The sequence below is a fragment of the Oleiphilus sp. HI0079 genome, from assembly GCF_001635105.1.
The window spans coordinates 1-589 of record NZ_LWFT01000898.1; the positions used below are offsets into that span (position 1 = coordinate 1).

General features: G+C 45.0%; 1 protein-coding gene. It reads right to left on the bottom strand.

Features of this window, described 5'->3' with window-relative positions:
* A partial coding sequence (locus tag A3750_RS26280) for a hypothetical protein (RefSeq protein WP_197475095.1) occupies positions 1-589 on the bottom strand: 589 nt, incomplete at both ends.

The following is a 589-nucleotide window of genomic DNA, read 5'->3' on the forward strand; positions in this document are numbered from 1 at the left end:
TCAGAGGTGATCCGCAATATTTTGTTCTCTGCACGGTTCTGGGTGTGCGTTAGCGTAACGCTTCCATTGAGGATTCGCGTAGAGTCGCTTGCAGCCAATGTTAAACTAGCGAGATCAAGATCTATTTGACGCTCATAATAGGTACAGTCTACCTTTTCCTCTAAACCCTCAGAGACTTTATAAATTGAAGCACCATCTGCATCAAGGACAGAGCCGCTCACTGTAGATGAACTATTCAACACGACGGCTTCTTCGCTCAAGCTGAGCTCGTAAACCGCATGTTCGACCACTTCGGTTCTATCCGTTGGATTAGCGTTTAGATAGCGCACAAATAAGCGCGGCCCCTGCTTGTCGAATAATATCATCTCAGCCTGATCCGCAATCACTCTTGCGCTTCCATCAAAGTCATCGCGAACCACACGAGATGCACAATGATCAATATCGACTACATTAGAAAATTCGGTGTTATAACCCTCAATCTCTAGATAACGGCCGGTAATAAGACCATTTAACTGAATACCATTCGATCTAACACACTCATCAAACTCAATGCTAAAAGCATCTTGTACGCGATACTCGTCACCAACCG